General features: G+C 49.1%; 15 protein-coding genes. All 15 read left to right on the top strand.

The features are described from left to right. Positions 1–2 precede the first annotated feature (2 nt). Positions 3–1,409, top strand: a complete 1,407-nt coding sequence (flhF, locus tag K0504_RS07070) for a flagellar biosynthesis protein FlhF (RefSeq protein WP_220103474.1) — start codon at positions 3–5, stop codon at positions 1,407–1,409. Positions 1,410–1,418: 9 nt separating this feature from the next. Continuing rightward, a complete protein-coding gene (locus K0504_RS07065; RefSeq protein ID WP_220103473.1) occupies positions 1,419–2,297 on the top strand; it encodes a MinD/ParA family protein in 879 nt (292 codons plus the stop codon). Then, positions 2,290–3,006 (top strand): RNA polymerase sigma factor FliA, encoded by a 717-nt coding sequence (locus K0504_RS07060; protein WP_318837945.1) that lies wholly within the window; start codon positions 2,290–2,292, stop codon positions 3,004–3,006. Before K0504_RS07065 ends, K0504_RS07060 begins: the two co-directional genes overlap by 8 nt. A 40-nt stretch (positions 3,007–3,046) precedes the next feature. Beyond that, a complete protein-coding gene (gene cheY / locus K0504_RS07055) occupies positions 3,047–3,430 on the top strand; it encodes a chemotaxis response regulator CheY (protein WP_087505687.1) in 384 nt (127 codons plus the stop codon). Between the two features lie 29 nt (positions 3,431–3,459). Then, positions 3,460–4,257 carry a protein phosphatase CheZ gene (locus K0504_RS07050; protein WP_220103471.1) on the top strand — a complete coding sequence of 266 codons (798 nt, stop codon included), beginning with the start codon at positions 3,460–3,462 and terminating at the stop codon, positions 4,255–4,257. Positions 4,258–4,271: 14 nt separating this feature from the next. After that, positions 4,272–6,485, top strand: coding sequence for a chemotaxis protein CheA (locus K0504_RS07045; RefSeq protein ID WP_220103470.1), 2,214 nt, complete (start codon positions 4,272–4,274; stop codon positions 6,483–6,485). Positions 6,486–6,501: 16 nt separating this feature from the next. Continuing rightward, the gene (locus tag K0504_RS07040; protein ID WP_220103469.1) at positions 6,502–7,692 is read left to right on the top strand and encodes a protein-glutamate methylesterase/protein-glutamine glutaminase; all 1,191 of its coding nucleotides are present in this window, start codon (positions 6,502–6,504) and stop codon (positions 7,690–7,692) included. Next, positions 7,685–8,428, top strand: a complete 744-nt coding sequence (locus K0504_RS07035) for a flagellar motor protein (protein ID WP_220103468.1) — start codon at positions 7,685–7,687, stop codon at positions 8,426–8,428. The genes K0504_RS07040 and K0504_RS07035 overlap by 8 nt, the downstream gene beginning before the upstream one ends. Positions 8,429–8,430: 2 nt before the next feature. After that, positions 8,431–9,384, top strand: coding sequence for a flagellar motor protein MotB (locus tag K0504_RS07030; RefSeq protein ID WP_220103467.1), 954 nt, complete (start codon positions 8,431–8,433; stop codon positions 9,382–9,384). After that, positions 9,381–10,175, top strand: a complete 795-nt coding sequence (locus K0504_RS07025; protein ID WP_220103466.1) for a ParA family protein — start codon at positions 9,381–9,383, stop codon at positions 10,173–10,175. Before K0504_RS07030 ends, K0504_RS07025 begins: the two co-directional genes overlap by 4 nt. 2 nt (positions 10,176–10,177) lie before the next feature. Then, complete coding sequence (locus K0504_RS07020) at positions 10,178–10,978, top strand: chemotaxis protein CheW (RefSeq protein ID WP_220103465.1); 801 nt, start codon at positions 10,178–10,180, stop codon at positions 10,976–10,978. Positions 10,979–10,982: 4 nt separating this feature from the next. Then, the gene (locus tag K0504_RS07015; protein ID WP_220103464.1) at positions 10,983–11,474 is read left to right on the top strand and encodes a chemotaxis protein CheW; all 492 of its coding nucleotides are present in this window, start codon (positions 10,983–10,985) and stop codon (positions 11,472–11,474) included. Positions 11,475–11,480: 6 nt separating this feature from the next. Then, positions 11,481–11,918 (top strand): DUF2802 domain-containing protein, encoded by a 438-nt coding sequence (locus K0504_RS18330; protein WP_225918014.1) that lies wholly within the window; start codon positions 11,481–11,483, stop codon positions 11,916–11,918. Between the two features lie 202 nt (positions 11,919–12,120). Next, on the top strand, positions 12,121–12,756 hold the full coding sequence (gene ccmA / locus K0504_RS07005; RefSeq protein WP_220103463.1) for a cytochrome c biogenesis heme-transporting ATPase CcmA: 636 nt from the start codon (positions 12,121–12,123) through the stop codon (positions 12,754–12,756). Then, positions 12,753–13,418: a heme exporter protein CcmB gene (ccmB, locus tag K0504_RS07000; protein ID WP_220103462.1), complete on the top strand. Its 666-nt coding sequence runs from the start codon at positions 12,753–12,755 to the stop codon at positions 13,416–13,418. The genes ccmA and ccmB overlap by 4 nt, the downstream gene beginning before the upstream one ends. Positions 13,419–13,420 lie beyond the last annotated feature (2 nt).

Raw genomic sequence — 13,420 nt, 5'->3', positions numbered from 1 at the left:
TCGTGAAAATGAAACGCTTTTTTGCCAAAGACATGCGTACTGCTTTGGCCGAAGTAAAAGAAGTGATGGGTGCCGATGCGGTAATCATGTCGAGCAAGAAAGTAACTGGTGGTATTGAGCTGGTTGCTGGCATTGACGCTGAGACGGATACCCAAGCACCTGCTCCTCAACGTGCTATCGAAACGCTACAACAACAAGCTGCCGCACAGCGCCAATTGACTGACGATAAAATTGATTTGTCTGGTTTCAAAAAGAAATTGGCTTCACTTGGCTTGAGTCAGCCGACGAAACCATCGACTTCGACTCGTCAACCAGAAGCGCCTGCCGATAGCCTGCATAGCCTATTAAAACGTCAGCAGCAGCAATTAGAACAAACGCCAGCCAAAACCAAGCGCCCGGTTAACCCAGCCTTTGCTGATGTCAGTGGGCGTCAAGAAATGGCCCCAACGACGCCAGCGGCTCCGGCGACTAACCCGGCCGAAATCGAAGCACTGAAAGAAGAAATGTTGGCCATGCGTCAATTGCTTGAGCACCAACTGTCAGGCTTAATGAAGCAAGAAATGGAGCGCTCTGAGCCGGTTCGTGCCATGTTGGTCAAACAGCTTTGTAAAATGGGTATTGCCGAGAACCTCGCGGATCAGTTTGCTTGCTACATTGGTGAACACACCACGGGACGTGAAGCGTGGAAACAATTGCAGCAATTACTGACCGAGCAATTGGTCGTCACAGAAGATGAAATTCTACGCCAAGGCGGTGTTGTGGCCTTAGTCGGTCCGACAGGTGTTGGCAAAACAACAACGGTTGCTAAACTGGCAGCCCGCTTTGCTGCACAATATGGCGCCGATCAGGTTGCGCTCATTTCCACCGATAGCTATAGAATTGGTGCGCTAGATCAACTCGCTACCTATGGTCGGATCTTAGGCTGTCCGGTGCGAAGCGCGAAAAACCCCGATGAATTGGCCGATCAGCTGTACCAACTTCGCCATCGCAAGCTGATTCTCATTGATACTGCGGGCATGGGGCAACGTGATATGCGTCTCAATGAGCAGTTAAATACATTAATTAGCAATAGCCGTGTTAAAATAAAGAGTTATCTGGTGTTGCCTGCTACGGCACAGCGCGATGTGATGCAAGAGGCGATTGAGCAATTCCGTCAAATCCCGCTGCGTGGTTGCATTTTCACCAAACTCGATGAATGTCTCAGCCTTGGCGAGTGCATTAGCGTTGCGATTCAAAATGCGATGCCAATCGGGTATCTTAGCGACGGTCAACGAGTGCCAGAAGATCTTCGGGTTGCCGATGCGAGCTATTTAGTTAAACAAGCATTTACATTAGCCGCTAGCCGTCAGCGTAAAGTACAGGCAAACTCACAGACATCAGATAGTCGGAAGCAACATATGAGGCTATAAATAGGTAGTATGGAACTGGACCAAGCAACAGGGTTGAGAAATATGAATCGCCGTAAAATGGTGAAAGTCATTGCTGTAACAGGCGGTAAGGGAGGCGTAGGTAAAACAAACGTTTCCATCAATCTGGCTGTGTCTTTAGCGTCACAAGGCCAGCGTGTGGTTGTACTTGACGCCGATTTAGGCTTAGCAAACGTCGACGTATTGTTAGGCTTGCGAGTACACAAAAACATTTCTCACGTCCTTTCCGGCGAATGTGATCTAGAAGAGATCATGTTAGAAGGCCCACAAGGTATATCAATTGTTCCAGCCTCGTCTGGTATGCGCAGCATGGTGGAATTAACACCGACTGAACATGCCGGTTTGGTTAGAGCTTTCAGTGAGTTACAAGATGATTACGATGTCCTAATTGTTGATACAGCAGCTGGGATTTCGGACATGGTGCTGAGTTTCTCTCGCGCCTCACAAGATGTGGTAGTGGTTGTATGTGATGAACCCACCTCCATCACCGATGCTTATGCACTGATTAAACTTCTTAATCGCGAGCACGGTCTATTCAAATTCAAAATTGTAGCCAACATGGTGAGAAGCCTGCGCGAAGGGCAAGAGTTGTTCGCCAAGTTAACCAAAGTGACGGATCGATTTCTCGATGTCGCTTTAGAGTTGGTTGCAATTGTGCCATTCGACGAAAATGTTCGCCGCGCAGTTCGCAAACAAAAGGTTGTGGTCGAAGAGTTTCCAAAATCAGCGGCCTCGATTGCCTATAAAACATTGGCATCGAAAGTGACAACTTGGCCAATTCCATCTCAACCGCAAGGGCATTTGACCTTTTTTGTTGAGCAGTTGTTGAATGGTACCGCGAGAGAGCAGGAAGACTCACTCAGTGAATAAAGCTGCCCTTTACCAGGAGCAACAGCGGGACGATTTAGTTCGGCAACATGCGGACTTGGTGAAGCGAATTGCACATCACTTAAAAGGAAGGCTACCGGCTAGCGTTCAGGTAGACGACTTAATTCAAGCAGGCATGATTGGTTTGCTTGAAGCACTTAAAAATTACGATCAGAGCAAAGGTGCCGCGTTTGAAACCTATGCCGGTATTCGAATTCGCGGCGCAATGCTTGACGAGTTGCGTCGTGGTGATTGGTCACCGCGCTCAGTGCATCAACAAAGTCGGCGTGTTGCCGAAGCAATTAAAACCGTTGAGCAACAAACTGGACGCGATGCACAAGATGCGGAGGTGGCGGCAAAGCTCGAAATGGGCTTAACCGAATACCACCAACTCATTGCGACCCTAAATAGTGGTCGGATCATTGGCATTGAAGACCTGGGCGTATCGGAAGATGCATTGAACCCAGAGTGGCAAGGACAGGAATCGACACCGTTCCATGACATGAGTCAGGAACAATTTCAGCAATCTTTAGTCGACGCCATCAAAACTTTGCCAGAGAGAGAAGCATTGGTATTGTCGTTGTATTACGATGACGAATTAAATTTAAGAGAAATCGGCGATGTGCTGAGTGTGAGTGAATCGCGAGTCTGCCAAATTCACTCACAAGCAATGCATCGCTTGAAAGCCAGACTTCAGTCTTGGCAAGATTAACCGATAACATTTTTAAAATGCGCCTGTAGGAGGGCTCGCTTTGAATACAGATATGAAGATCCTGATTGTGGACGACTTTTCTACAATGAGGCGAATCATCAAAAACCTCTTGCGCGATCTCGGGTTCACCAACACACAAGAAGCCGATGACGGTAGCACTGCGTTGCCTATGCTGAAAAATGGTGACTTCGACTTCGTGGTCACTGACTGGAATATGCCAGGCATGCAGGGTATTGATTTGCTGAGAAACATTCGTGCTGACGACCAACTCAAGCATTTGCCTGTGTTGATGGTGACAGCGGAAGCCAAGCGAGAGCAGATTGTGGCCGCCGCTCAAGCTGGTGTGAATGGTTACATTGTGAAGCCGTTTACAGCAGCTACGTTGAAAGAAAAGCTCGATAAGATTTTTGAGCGAATTGCCTGATATTTCGATGCCGCGGAGTCGGAGCCATAATGACAACAACGAAAGAGCCGAAGATTTCGCTTGAGCAAGCGCGTGCACTGGTTGCAAGTCTTGAGCAAGGAGATACTGAACAAGCCAATCAAATTATTGATCAAGCCGTTGATAAAAGCTTTCAAGAAGTCGGAAGCTTATTGAACCTTGATAGTGATTTGTTTGAGCAGATCGGCAAAATGACTCGCCAGCTTCACACTGCCCTCAACGAATTCCAACTTGATGATCGAATTACTGAGCTGGCTCACACAGATATGCCAGACGCTCAGTCTCGCCTGAACTATGTTATTGAAATGACAGAAAAGGCGGCGAACAAGACAATGGATGCAGTGGAGTTCAGTTTGCCAGTTGCTGACAAACTAAATGAGTCGTTTGCTAATTTGCTGCCTCGTTGGCAAAGCATTGTTGACGGCCGCATGCCCATCGATGATTTCAAAAGCCTGTGTCAGGACACTCATACCTTCCTGAAAGAAGCGAATGACGATACGAGTCAACTCAACGGTAAGTTGACGGACGTGTTAATGGCACAAGACTTTCAGGATCTGACCGGCCAAGTGATCCGCCGCGTCATCAATCTGGTTCGAGAAGTTGAAGACAACTTAATTCACATGCTGAAGGTCTTTGGTGATCACCAAAGCACCATGGCTCAAGCTGAGAGCGTTGCTCCTGCTGCCAAGGTAACCACAGCGTTACCCGCCATTGAAGCTGAAGGGCCTGTCATCGATGCGGAAGAGCGCACTGATGTGGTCAGTGGACAAGATGAAGTCGACGATTTGTTATCGAGCCTTGGATTCTAGCGGGAGTTTGAAGTATGTCATTCGATTTAGATGAAGATATCCTGCAGGACTTTTTGGTTGAAGCTGCAGAAATTCTAGAGCTGCTGCAAGAGCAGTTAGTTGATCTGGAGAACAACCCAGAAGATAGCGATTTATTAAACGCAATCTTCCGTGGCTTCCACACGGTCAAAGGTGGCGCCGGCTTCCTCTCGCTAACCGAATTAGTTGACGCTTGCCACGGTGCAGAAAACGTCTTTGATATTCTGCGTAACGGCCAACGCCAGGTTACCTCTGAGTTGATGGATGTCATCTTGCAAACGCTCGATAGCATCAACGAAATGTTTGCTCAGGTGCAAGCGCGAGAGCCATTAAGTGCAGCCGATCCAGCTTTGCTTGAGGCGCTACATCAATTAAGTGAACCTGCAGGCGCCGCGCCAGCACCTACCGCTGAACCAGAAGCGCCAGCCCCTGTGGTTGCTCCACCGCCAGAGCCAGTTGCTGCTCCGCCAGCCCCTGAAACTCCAGCCGCCAGCGGTATCGGTCCTGTTGAAGACATTACCGATGATGAATTTGAAGCCTTGCTTGATAATTTGCATGGTACCGGTGGTAGTCCAACCGCTGTGGCAACGGCTCCGGTCGAACCGTCGCCAGCACCCGCTAGCGAACCAGCCGCGACTAGCAGCGCCGATGATATTTCCGACGATGAATTCGAAGCTCTGCTTGATGAGCTTCATGGTAAAGGCAGCTTTGGCGCTGCAGCAGCCGAGACTCCAGCTCCGGCCGTACCTGAAACGCCCGCTCCTGCCAGCGGTGATACCATTTCAGATGATGAATTCGAGGCGTTGCTTGATGAATTGCACGGTGCCGGCGGCTCGCCGACACTAAAAGATGAACCAGTAGCTCCAACACCGCCGCCTGCTGTTAAAGCTGAACCTGCAGCTGCTCAACCGTCACAGCCTGAGCCTGTCAAACAAGCGCCACCACAAGCGCCGCCGGCACCACCAAAAGCTCCGGCAGCATCTGCACCTGTGGCTAAAGAGCCAAAAGAAAAAGCGCCAATCAAACCGCCACAGAGTGAAACCACAGTTCGAGTTGATACGTCGCGTCTCGACCAAATTATGAACATGGTGGGCGAGCTGGTATTGGTCCGTAACCGCTTATTAAGCTTGAGTTTGAACCACAATAACGAGGACATGGGGAAAGCCATTGCCAACTTAGATGTGGTGACTGCCGACCTACAAGGCGCGGTCATGCAAACTCGCATGCAGCCAATTAAGAAAGTGTTTGGTCGTTTCCCACGGGTTGTCCGTGATTTGGCCCGAAGCTTGAAAAAAGACATTAAGTTAGAGTTAGAAGGCGAAGAAACCGATCTTGATAAAAACTTAGTTGAGGCCTTGGCCGATCCATTGGTTCACTTGGTTCGAAACTCTGTTGACCACGGTATTGAAATGCCTGATGTCCGAGCGGCAGCTGGTAAACCTCGTACTGGTAAAGTTAAATTAACCGCAAGCCAAGAAGGCGACCATATTCTGTTGACCATCGAAGATGATGGTGCCGGTATGGATGCCGAAAAACTAAAAGAAATAGCCATTTCACGCGGTGTTCTTGATGTTGACTCCGCCGCTCGCTTGAGCGATGAAGATGCCTATAACCTGATTTTCGCACCAGGTTTTTCTACCAAGACCGAGATTTCTGATATCTCAGGCCGTGGTGTAGGCATGGATGTGGTGAAAACCAAAATTACCCAATTGAACGGCTCTGTCCATATTAGCTCTGAACGCGGTATGGGTACTTGCCTAGAAATTAAAGTTCCGCTGACACTAGCCATTATGCCAACGCTGATGGTCGTGGTCGGTAAGCAAACCTTCGCCTTGCCACTGGCTTCGGTCAATGAAATTTTCCACCTAGATTTGGGCAAAACCAATGTGGTTGATGGTCAAGTCACGGTCGTCGTTCGAGACCGAGCAATCCCATTATTTTATCTTGAACAATGGCTCGTTCGTGGTGCTGTTGTGGATACGCGTAACCGCGAGAGCAAAGGGCATGTTGTTATCGTACAGGTCGGCATGCAGCAAATCGGATTTGTGGTGGATGCTCTAATTGGTCAGGAAGAAGTGGTGATTAAGCCCCTTGGCACTATGCTTCAAGGAACACCAGGCATGGCAGGCGCTACAATTACAAGTGATGGTGGTATTGCCCTTATCCTGGATGTACCAAGCTTATTAAAGTTCTACGCACGCAAAGCGTAAGAACAGAGAGAACCTGATGCAGCTAAAAGTTTTGGTGGTCGATGACTCCAGTTTTTTCCGCCGGCGTGTAACTGAAATTATTGATGCCGACGCCGGATTGAAGGTTATTGACTCTGCCGTAAACGGTAAGGAAGCCGTAGAAAAAGTCCGTACATTAAAGCCTGACGTTGTGACCATGGATATTGAAATGCCGGTCATGAACGGGATTGAGGCCGTTAAAGCTATTATGGGCGCTAACCCTGTGCCTATTCTGATGTTTTCTTCGTTGACCCACGAAGGCGCAAAGGCCACGTTAGACGCTTTAGAGGCGGGGGCGCTGGACTTTTTACCGAAAAAATTTGAGGACATTGCGCGCGATCGGAAAGAGGCTTCAAATCTCTTAGTACAACGAATCAAAGAGATTGCCCGACGTCGATTTGGTCTGCGTCCCATGAAGGCGCAACCTAAACCCGTTACTCGCACGTCGTCGCCAGTGCGTAATTCGCTTTCGTCAACTCAGCAAGCGGTTCGCAGTGCGACGAGTGCGTTGGAAAAAGCCAATGCCGAGCGTAAACAACGCGCGGCGGCAATGACAGCGCAAACGGAGCAACCGAGATCTCGACCGGTTAGTCGAAGCCGCGCGAGCGGTAAATCATACAAGTTGCTTGCTATTGGCACTTCAACTGGCGGTCCTGTTGCGCTTCAGTCAGTGCTAACAAATTTACCTGCCAACTACCCGTTACCCATACTCCTGATTCAGCACATGCCGGCAGCATTTACCGGCGCATTTGCGCAACGCCTCAATACGCTGTGCAAAATTAATGTTAAAGAAGCAGCCAATGGTGACGCTATAAAACCAGGTTGTGCTTATTTAGCGCCAGGCGGTAAGCAGATGATGATCGAAGGAAATGCGTCTAGTGGACGGATTAAGATCATCGATGGCGGCGAGAAAATGAACTACAAGCCATGTGTTGATGTTACTTTCGGGGCAGCAGCAAAAGTGTATGGCAGTGAAGTGCTCGCGATTGTGCTAACCGGAATGGGAGCGGATGGCCGAGATGGCGCCCGCATGTTGAAAACCCATGGCGCTAAAATTTGGGCACAAGATGAGGCAAGCTGTGTTGTATATGGTATGCCACAAGCCGTCGCTAGTGCGGGGATCTCAGAAGACAGTATTGCACTAGACGACATCGCGGAACGAATCGTCATAGAAACGGCAAATGGATAAATCGACACTGCTGGGATTGATCATTGGCTTTGGTGCTATTTTACTCGGCCAAGTATGGGAAGGCGGGAATTTACTGGCATTGCTCAGTTTTCCGGCTTTTCTCATTGTCGTGGGTGGCACACTCGGTGCTGTGCTGCTGCAAACGCCATTGGTGGTGGTTAAACGCGCTATCACTCAGTTAGGTTGGATGTTCAATCCACCTGAATTACCACTTGAACACAGTATTGAGAAAATCATTACTTGGTCCCATGCCAGCCGCCAAGAAGGGTTGTTGGGGCTTGAAAACCAAATCCTAGATGAACCCGATCCTTTCGTACAAAAAGGCCTGACGCTACTCGTTGATGGTGCAGATGCCAGCACCATTCGCGAAATGCTTGATATTGAAATGGTGATGCAGCGGGAGTTGCAACTAGACGCCGCAAAAACTTATGAAGCCATGGGTGGTTACTCGCCAACCATTGGTATTATTGGTGCGGTACTTGGCTTAATTCAGGCGATGAATTACCTGAGCGATCCGGACCAGCTGGGCGTAGGCATCGCGACCGCTTTTGTCGCCACGATATACGGTGTTGGTTTTGCTAATCTGCTTTACCTACCTATTGCCAATAAAATGCGCTACCACATCTACAGTATTGTTAACTATCAGGAATTAATGGTTGAAGGTCTGGTTGCCGTTGCTCACGGAGAGAATCCAAGGAATATTGAGCTACGTTTGCGTGCTTTTCTGGGGCAGTAACCGTGTATCAATACAAGCGCCGCAATCGACACCGGGATGACCAACATCTCGACCGCTGGTTAATTTCTTACGCCGATTACATGACCTTAATGTTCGCCTTGTTCGTGGTGCTTTATGCCATGGCATTGGCACGTGAAGGATCACTGGATGAACTAACTCGTCGATTAGGTGATCTATTTCATTCCGAACATACCGCTATCGCAGAGCCTAACCCAAACGACGGCATCATGACGCAAGCAAATGATGACATGCTGTACGGGCACGGATTGCGGCCCGAAGGCGGGCCCGATCTGATTGATGGGCGTAGTGAGCTCGTGAATTTCAACAAGAAGCATCAAGGCAGTAGCCTGTCGAACTTAGAAAATGAATTTAATGAAGCGTTACAAGAATTGGTGAATTCAGGCTTTGCAGATATCGAGCGACAGGAAGATTGGTTGGTGTTATCGCTCAACTCAAACTTGCTATTTGCCAGCGGTAGCGCTGCGCCATCCTCAAATTTACGTGCGATCATACCGACGATAACCAAAGTATTAGCGCCTGTGGATAATTACATTCGTATTCGTGGATACACCGATTCGTCTCCTATTCGCAATGAAATATTCAGCTCAAACTGGGAGTTGTCCTCGGCCCGCGCAGTCGAAGTATTAACGCAAATTGTTGCCGAAGGGATCCGTCCAGAGCTATTGGGTGTTGAAGCTTATGGCGCAAATTTTCCACTGCAATCAAATGATACGGCGGAAGGGCGAGCAGAAAACCGCCGCGTCGATATCGCAGTGTCCAAGTGGGGCGCACCTGTAGCAGCTGAAAACACAGAGCCGGCGCCGGAACAAGCGAACGATTCAGCAGCCGAGCCGTTACCTGATTATGATGAGGTTCAGATCCTCGAGTTACCCGGCGGTGGTATTCGCATTACCACCCGTCGCGAAGCGGCTGACCAAGGTGAACCTGAGCAATGATGGTTTGGACGGTCGCCAATCAGAAAGGTGGCGTAGGTAAGACCACCACGGCGGTGTCCTTAGCTGGGTTGATGGCTGATCGCGGCTACAACGTCCTGCTTGTCGATATGGATCCCCATTGCTCACTTGGTTATTACCTCGGGTTAGATGTTGAAAGCCTTGAGCACACCGGTTATGACGTTTTTGTCCACGGCCGCGCAGCAACCCGTGAGCAGGTTAAGCAAAGCATTCATGCCACAAGCATAGATGGCATTGATATCATGCCTGCCAACATGGCCATGGCGACTCTCGACAGAAAGTTTGGTCATACTGAGGGAATGGGATTAATCCTACGACATGCGTTAAATAGGGTGAAGCAAGACTACGATGTGGTCTTGGTTGATTGTCCGCCAGTGCTCGGCGTACTTATGGTCAATGCGCTCGCAGCCAGTGAGCGGGTGTTGGTACCGGTGCAAACTGAATTTCTTGCGCTTAAGGGGTTAGAACGTATGATTATGTCCCTTGAGTTAATGAAGTCATCACCCAGCCAAAATATCAATTATATGATTGTGCCGACCATGTTTGATAAACGAACCAAGGCGGCTAATCAGGCCATGGTGAGTTTAGCAGAGCAATATGGCAATGCCGTATGGCGAGATGTCATCCCGGTTGATACGCGTTTTCGCGATGCCTCATTAGAGCATTTGCCACCATCGATGTTCGCAGGTCATTCTCGTGGGGTAGTGGCCTATCGCGCACTACTTGATGATTTAATCGATGAACAAGTCGCAGCACGAAATGGAACCAACTAGTTATGAAGTCTAGTGATAAAGCGCTGCAAGAATTTTTTACCGCTTTGCTTGATGAGCCAGAGGCGAAAGTCGATTCGGCTCCGTTGCAAAAGCTTTTAGATGGTGTCGACAAACCAAAGGTTGAGACAGTACCGCAACAGGTAACGCCAACAGAACAACCGGTCGTTAGTGAACCCGTCGTGACCAAGCCTGAGTCGGTTGCGCGAATTATCGCTCCTGCGCCGGTAGTTGCACCGACGGAACGCATTGAAGAGCCAGTTGTTGATGTTCAAAGCGACACCGATGTAGCGCCTCAGACGGCGCCTGCAAATAGCTTAACAGAAGCTCCGCCGGTGCCAGATGAAGAGTTTCAGGCGCTTTACTTTGAAGTGGCCGGAATGACGCTCGCGGTGCCTTTAGAGCAACTGGGCGGCATTCATAATTTAGATGAAGAGCAAGTCAGCAATTTGATTGGTAAACCGTCTTGGTTTCGCGGCTTGCTAGCCCATCGTGAACGAAAGTTGAACGTTGTTGACACCGCTTTGTGGGTAATGCCAGAAAAATACGATGATAAACTGGCAGAACAGCTCAATTATCAATATCTTGTTATGTTAAAGGATAGTAATTGGGGACTTGCGTGCGAGCGACTGATTACCACCAGCCAATTGATGCCCTCGGCAGTCAACTGGCGTACCACCATGGGCAAGCGACCTTGGCTACGCGGCATGGTAAAAGAGCAAATGTGTGCTTTGCTTAATGTAGATGCTCTAATCGAGCTACTCAATACTGGCATGAACAGCCAGCAAGCTAATAATCCGGAGTAACAACATGGCTGACGATAGAACTACTGCCACCAATCCCGAAACTGATGATCAGGTCCTGCAGTGGGTTACTTTCCGACTCGATAATGAAACTTATGGCATTAATGTAATGCAGGTACAAGAAGTACTGCGTTATACCGAAATTGCTCCAGTACCGGGCGCTCCCGGTTATGTGATGGGGATTATCAACTTGCGGGGCAACGTGGTGACTGTGATTGATACTCGCTCTCGCTTTGGTTTGCAGTCGGCGGAAGTAACCGAAAATTCGCGCATTGTGATCATTGAAGCAGAAAAGCAAGTGATTGGTATTCTGGTTGATAGTGTCGCTGAGGTTGTGTATCTGCGTAGCTCTGAAATTGATAGCGCGCCAAACGTGGGTACCGAAGATAGTGCCAAGTTTATTCAAGGTGTATCGAACCGCGATGATGAACTGCTGATCTTAGTGGACTTGAACAAGTTACTGAATGACGAAGAATGGGACGAGTTATCAACTCTGTAATCCATCATGCCCATTGATACGTTAGTTTTATGGCTGGCCTTAGCGCTGGCCATTTTATCGTTTACCGCCATTTTTCTGTTGCTGGGTAACCTGCTTAGACAGCAAGCGGCTGCTGCGCTGCTTAAAACCGAGCTAGAGCAGCTTAGCGAGCAAGTTGATTTAATGGCCAGTGCTGAAACGAATCAACTCGAGCATGAAGTTCACGAAGTTCGTGCTGGCTCGTTAGCCCTTGGTCGTCGTATTCTTGCCATCGAGTCACGCCTCGACGAAATTGCTGAACAACAACCAAATCCTGATGATCTCGAGCCGGAACGGCGGATCTATAGTCGTGCGGTTCGTATGGTTGAATTAGGCGCGGATCTGGAAGAAATCATGCGAGAGTGTGAATTACCACGTGCCGAAGCCGAATTGTTGTTTAGCCTTCATCAAAATAAATCAGGTTAGCGAAGACTCATTCCTCTCGCTTCGCTCTGTTCACCTTTGACACGTCAGTCTCGCTGCTTTTAACTCGCAACTCCCTATATAAAATAAGGTTTTTGGCATTTTTAAAGGTGACGTAGAAGCGGCTCAAAGAGGCATCCCTTTTTGTTAACGGCTCTGTTATTATCGAGCGTAGCGATAATAATTGGATTAGAAAGATAACAAAATGCTATCAGCGCGCCGCTTGAGCTTGGCTCGCCAATCCCGACAATTATTTAGTGACGTTAGCTTTTCTTTAGAGCCAGGACGGGCGCTATTACTCCAAGGACGCAACGGCGCCGGTAAAACCAGCATGCTGCGGATTTTGGCCGGCTTGTCACAGGCCGACGATGGCCAAGTGCTGTGGCAAGACTCGCCTATTCAACAATCTGAAAACTTCCATGCTTCACTGCTTTACCTCGGTCATCAACCCGCTGTTAATGTGGAATTGAGCCCAACCGAAAATTTACGCTACTTATGTGCTCTTCATGATGATAACGCCGAATCAATCGCTAACATTTTGGTTGCGGTTGGTCTTGCTGGCTATGAAGATGTGCCGGCGGGGCAGTTATCGGCCGGCCAGCAACGGCGAATTGCGTTAAGTCGGTTATGGTTATCCAAAGCGCCATTATGGATCTTGGATGAGCCGCTTACAGCGTTGGATGTAAAAGCTGTCGCTGGGCTTGAAAAGCGTTTTAAGCAACACCTAGATGCCGGTGGTATGTTGATAGTAACAACCCACCAACCTGCAGTTTTACCTGAGCACGCAACGACGCGGCTGGAGTTAAGCTGCCCGGAGCCAGAGTCCGAGGCAAGCGCATGACGGTATGGCTTGAAACCATGCGTCGTGAAACCTTGCTGGTGATGCGCAAAAAGTCAGATGTCCTAAACCCGCTGGTGTTCTACCTCTTGGTGATTAGCTTGTTTCCGCTGGGCGTTGGCCCAGCACCGGAAACGCTGGCTCGTATTGCGCCGGGTGTAATTTGGGTGGCGGTGCTATTGAGTGTGATGTTGTCGCTCGAGCGGTTATTTCGAGACGATTACCGTGATGGCTCACTTGAACAATTATTGCTATCTCCTCATGTTGGCGCTGGTTTAATCTTGGCCAAAATCCTAAGCCATTGGTTGATGGTTTGCGTACCTATTTTAATATTGTCGCCATTGGCGGCATTGCTCATGGGCGTTAGCCCGCCTGCGCTAGTGGCCATGATGTTAAGTTTGCTGGTGGCAACGCCGGCGCTTAGTATGATTGGCGCAGTAGGCTCAGCACTGACCGTTGGTGTGGGCCGAAGCGGCGTGTTATTGAGTTTATTGATCTTGCCGTTGTTTATTCCGGTATTGATTTTTGCGACGGCAGCAATTGATGCGGCCGCTATGTCGCTACCTTATTTGGGGCAGCTGGCCTTGTTGGCCGCGTTTTCTGCTGCTGCTATTACGCTTACTCCTTTTGCTGTTTTGGCAGCGTTAAAAATTAGTGTGCAATAACA

Origin of the sequence: Neiella holothuriorum (assembly GCF_019457915.1) — a bacterium.
Lineage (GTDB): Bacteria > Pseudomonadota > Gammaproteobacteria > Enterobacterales > Neiellaceae > Neiella > Neiella holothuriorum.
Note: the sequence above shows the minus strand (reverse complement) of the source record. Positions and strands in the feature narration are given on the sequence as shown.

Excerpts from the sequence above, each read along its gene's own strand:
- K0504_RS07015 (WP_220103464.1), top strand. The coding sequence starts at position 10,983 with ATGGCTGACGATAGAACTACTGCCACCAATCCCGAAACTGATGATCAG.
- K0504_RS18330 (WP_225918014.1), top strand. The coding sequence starts at position 11,481 with ATGCCCATTGATACGTTAGTTTTATGGCTGGCCTTAGCGCTGGCCATT.
- K0504_RS07020 (WP_220103465.1), top strand. The coding sequence starts at position 10,178 with ATGAAGTCTAGTGATAAAGCGCTGCAAGAATTTTTTACCGCTTTGCTT.
- ccmB (WP_220103462.1), top strand. The coding sequence starts at position 12,753 with ATGACGGTATGGCTTGAAACCATGCGTCGTGAAACCTTGCTGGTGATG.
- K0504_RS07050 (WP_220103471.1), top strand. The coding sequence starts at position 3,460 with ATGACAACAACGAAAGAGCCGAAGATTTCGCTTGAGCAAGCGCGTGCA.
- K0504_RS07025 (WP_220103466.1), top strand. The coding sequence starts at position 9,381 with ATGATGGTTTGGACGGTCGCCAATCAGAAAGGTGGCGTAGGTAAGACC.
- ccmA (WP_220103463.1), top strand. The coding sequence starts at position 12,121 with ATGCTATCAGCGCGCCGCTTGAGCTTGGCTCGCCAATCCCGACAATTA.
- K0504_RS07045 (WP_220103470.1), top strand. The coding sequence starts at position 4,272 with ATGTCATTCGATTTAGATGAAGATATCCTGCAGGACTTTTTGGTTGAA.
- K0504_RS07065 (WP_220103473.1), top strand. The coding sequence starts at position 1,419 with ATGGAACTGGACCAAGCAACAGGGTTGAGAAATATGAATCGCCGTAAA.
- K0504_RS07035 (WP_220103468.1), top strand. The coding sequence starts at position 7,685 with ATGGATAAATCGACACTGCTGGGATTGATCATTGGCTTTGGTGCTATT.
- K0504_RS07040 (WP_220103469.1), top strand. The coding sequence starts at position 6,502 with ATGCAGCTAAAAGTTTTGGTGGTCGATGACTCCAGTTTTTTCCGCCGG.